This window comes from Nocardioides sp. P5_C9_2 (assembly GCF_054049555.1).
On the sequence record NZ_JBFUMD010000445.1, the window covers coordinates 1 to 3,296 of the forward strand.

A 3,296-nucleotide genomic window follows, 5' to 3' on the forward strand; every position below is an offset into this window, starting at 1 on the left:
GCCTGGTGGTCTGGCAGCGCGACAGCACCGCCCTCGCCTGGGAGACGCAGGTGCGCGGCACCACCGACGCCGGCGAGCCGTCCTGGCAGTACGTGTACGTCGACGCCGCCGACGGCTCGGTGCTCGAGGGCCGCGAGCAGATCGCCCACGGCACGGGCACGGCGGCGTACTCCGGCCCCAACCCGCTCTCGATCGCGACCAGCGGCTCGGGCAGCAGCTTCACCATGACCGACCCGACCGCCACCACGCTGAAGTGCCAGGACGCGGCGACCAACGTGACCTTCAGCGGCACCGACGACGCGTGGGGCAACGGCAACGCCACCAGCAAGGAGACCGGCTGCGTCGACGCCCTCTACGGCGCCCAGCAGATGAAGGGGATGATGTCGTCGTGGCTCGGCCGCAACGGCATGACCGGCTCCGGCGGCTGGGTCCCGATCCGCGTCGGGCTCAACGACATCAACGCCTACTACGACGGCACGCAGGTCCAGGTCGGCCACAACCAGAGCAACCAGTGGATCGGCTCGCTCGACGTGATCGCCCACGAGTTCGGCCACGGCGTCGACGACAGGACCCCGGGCGGCATCTCGCAGGCCGGCACCCAGGAGTTCGTCGGTGACGTCTTCGGCGTGCTGACCGAGTACTACGACAACCAGTCCGCGTCGTACGACGGCCCCGACTGGACGGTCGGTGAGGAGATCAACCTCGTCGGCCAGGGTCCGATCCGCAACATGGCCGACCCGGCCGCCGTGGGCGACCCCGTCTGCTACACGAGCTCGACGCCCAGCACCGAGGTGCACGCGGCCGCCGGCCCGGGCAACCACTTCTTCTACCTGCTCTCGCAGGGTGGCGTGTCCAAGTGCGACGGCACCTCGGTCACCGGCGTCGGCATCCAGAACGCCGGCAAGATCATGTACAACGCGATGCTGATGAAGACGTCCTCGTCGTCCTACCTCAAGTACCGGACCTGGACGCTGACCGCGGCGAAGAACCTCGACAGCACCTGCGCCCAGTTCAACGCCGTCAAGGCGGCGTGGGACGCGGTCAACGTGCCCGCACAGACCGCCGACCCGACCTGTGGCGGCACCACTCCCCCGCCCACCGGGGGCAACCTGCTGGCCAACCCGGGCTTCGAGTCCGGCGCGGCGTCGTGGGCCGGCAACACCGGCATCATCACCACCAACACCAGCCGTCCGGCCCACGCGGGCTCCTACAAGGCGTGGTTCGGCGGCAACGGGGCCACGTCCACCGAGACCCTCACCCAGGCGGTGACGGTCCCCTCGACCGCGACCGCGGCCAACCTGTCCTACTGGATCCGCACGGACACCGCCGAGTCCGGCTCGACCGCCTACGACACCTTCAAGGTCCAGGTCGTCGTCGGCGGGGTGACCACGACGCTGCGCACCTTCAGCAACGTGGGCACCAACGCGACGTACACGCAGTTCTCGCACAGCCTGCTCGCCTACAAGGGCAAGTCGGTGACCGTGAAGTTCCTGATGAACGAGGACTCGTCGCTGCAGACGAGCTTCGTGCTCGACGACACGGCGGTCTCCGTCAGCTGACGCGGAGCAGGTCCAGCTGGTCACCCCAGCCGTCGAGGAGCGCAGTGAGCTCCTCGGCGGCTGGGTGCTTCCGCACCGCCTGCTCGACACGGCCGAAGGTCTCGCGCACCGCCCGCGCCTCGCCGTCGAGGGTCCGCTCCAGCAGGTCGAGGGTCTCCTCGGCCGGCCAGGCCGGGAGGGGGTGCGTGCGCAGCTCCCAGGGCAGGTACTTCATGTAGGGACGCACCCGGCCCTCCAGCGCGAAGATGGTGTCCAGCAGCCACGGCACCGACTCCGCCGCATCGAGCCGCCTCTCGAGCGGCCGGCCGTCGCGGTCGTTCTTGAGGGCCCGGAACGCGTAGTTGACGTAACCGTCGAGCCGGTCGTGGGTGAGGAGCACCTCGCGCTGCTCGTCCGGCGCGAGCCTCGCGTGGCGGCCCACCAGGTCGGGCAGGGCCCCGCCGGTGCGGTCCAGCAGGACCGGGGCCCAGGCCAGGGACCAGCGGTACCACCAGCCGTCGGACCCGAACGGCGGCAGCTCCTCCAGCTCGGCGAGGGTCATCGGGACCTCGTCGACGTCGGGCAACTTCGTCGTACGCCGCCCCGCCGCCGCCTCGTCGGTGAGCACGACCAGCACGTCGAGGTCCGACCGCTCGGTCGCCATCCCGCGGCCTGCAGAGCCGCTGAGCACCAGACCGAGGAACTCCTCGCCGTGGTCGGCGTCGTTGCGATCGGCGAGCGCCCGCAGGGTGTGCGCCCGCGCGGGCGAGACGTGGGCGGGAAGGTCGAGCCGTGGCACGTCGCCCACCCTAGGGGCGGGCACAACGGAATATCCGGCCGTCGATCCGCGTAGGGCCTCGTATGACTGTTCCCGAGATCACCCTCCACGACGGCACGTCCATCCCCCAGCTCGGCTTCGGCGTCTTCCAGGTCCCGCCGGAGGGGACCGCGGCCACGGTCGCGCAGGCCCTCGAGGCCGGCTACCGCCACATCGACACCGCGCAGATGTACGAGAACGAGGCCGGTGTCGGCACCGCGATCAAGGACTCCGGGCTCGCCCGCGACGACCTGTACATCACCACCAAGCTCAACAACGGCTTCCACCGTCCCGACGACGCCCGCCGGGCGATCGATGAGTCCCTCGAGCGCCTCGGCCTCGAGCAGACCGACCTGTTCCTCATCCACTGGCCGCTGCCCACGCAGTACGACGGCGACTTCGTCTCGACGTGGCAGGCGCTGATCGAGGCCCAGAAGGCGGGGAAGACGCGCTCCATCGGCGTCTCCAACTTCCAGCCCGCCCACCTCGACCGCATCGTCGAGGAGACCGGCGTGGTCCCGGTCGTCAACCAGGTCGAGGTGCACCCGTTCTTCGCGAACGAGGACGTGCGCGCGGCCAACGCGCGCCACGGCGTGCTCACCGAGGCGTGGTCACCGATCGCGCAGGGCAAGGTCAACGACGACGACACGATCGGCGAGATCGCCTCGCTCGTCGGCCGTACGCCGGCCCAGGTCGCCCTGCGCTGGCACGTCCAGCGCGGCGACATCATCTTCCCCAAGTCGATGAAGGCCGAGCGGATGCGCGAGAACTTCGCGATCTTCGACTTCGAGCTGACCCCCGAGCAGGTCGGCGCGCTGGACGAGCTCGACCAGGGCGAGGCCGGGCGGATGGGCCCGAACCCGGACACGTTCGACTACATCCCCGGCTGACGCCTTCGCCCGCGCGCGGGTGCCCCCGGGAGCGGGGTCGCCGGCGTGGCG

3 protein-coding genes are annotated in these 3,296 nt (G+C 70.5%); 2 read left to right on the forward strand and 1 reads right to left on the reverse strand.

Annotation, left to right across the window (positions count from 1 at the left end):
* Positions 1-1,559, forward strand: a 1,559-nt coding sequence (locus tag ACXJKL_RS17805) for a M4 family metallopeptidase (protein ID WP_457208344.1), incomplete at its 5' end; no start/stop codon positions are given.
* Here ACXJKL_RS17805 and ACXJKL_RS17810 read toward each other — a convergent pair.
* On the reverse strand, positions 1,552-2,337 hold the full coding sequence (locus ACXJKL_RS17810; RefSeq protein ID WP_457208345.1) for a nucleotidyltransferase domain-containing protein: 786 nt from the start codon (positions 2,335-2,337) through the stop codon (positions 1,552-1,554). The genes ACXJKL_RS17805 and ACXJKL_RS17810 overlap by 8 nt on opposite strands.
* Positions 2,338-2,399: 62 nt before the next feature.
* Between ACXJKL_RS17810 and ACXJKL_RS17815 the strand changes: the two genes are divergently transcribed.
* Positions 2,400-3,245 (forward strand): aldo/keto reductase, encoded by an 846-nt coding sequence (locus ACXJKL_RS17815; protein WP_457208346.1) that lies wholly within the window; start codon positions 2,400-2,402, stop codon positions 3,243-3,245.
* Positions 3,246-3,296 lie beyond the last annotated feature (51 nt).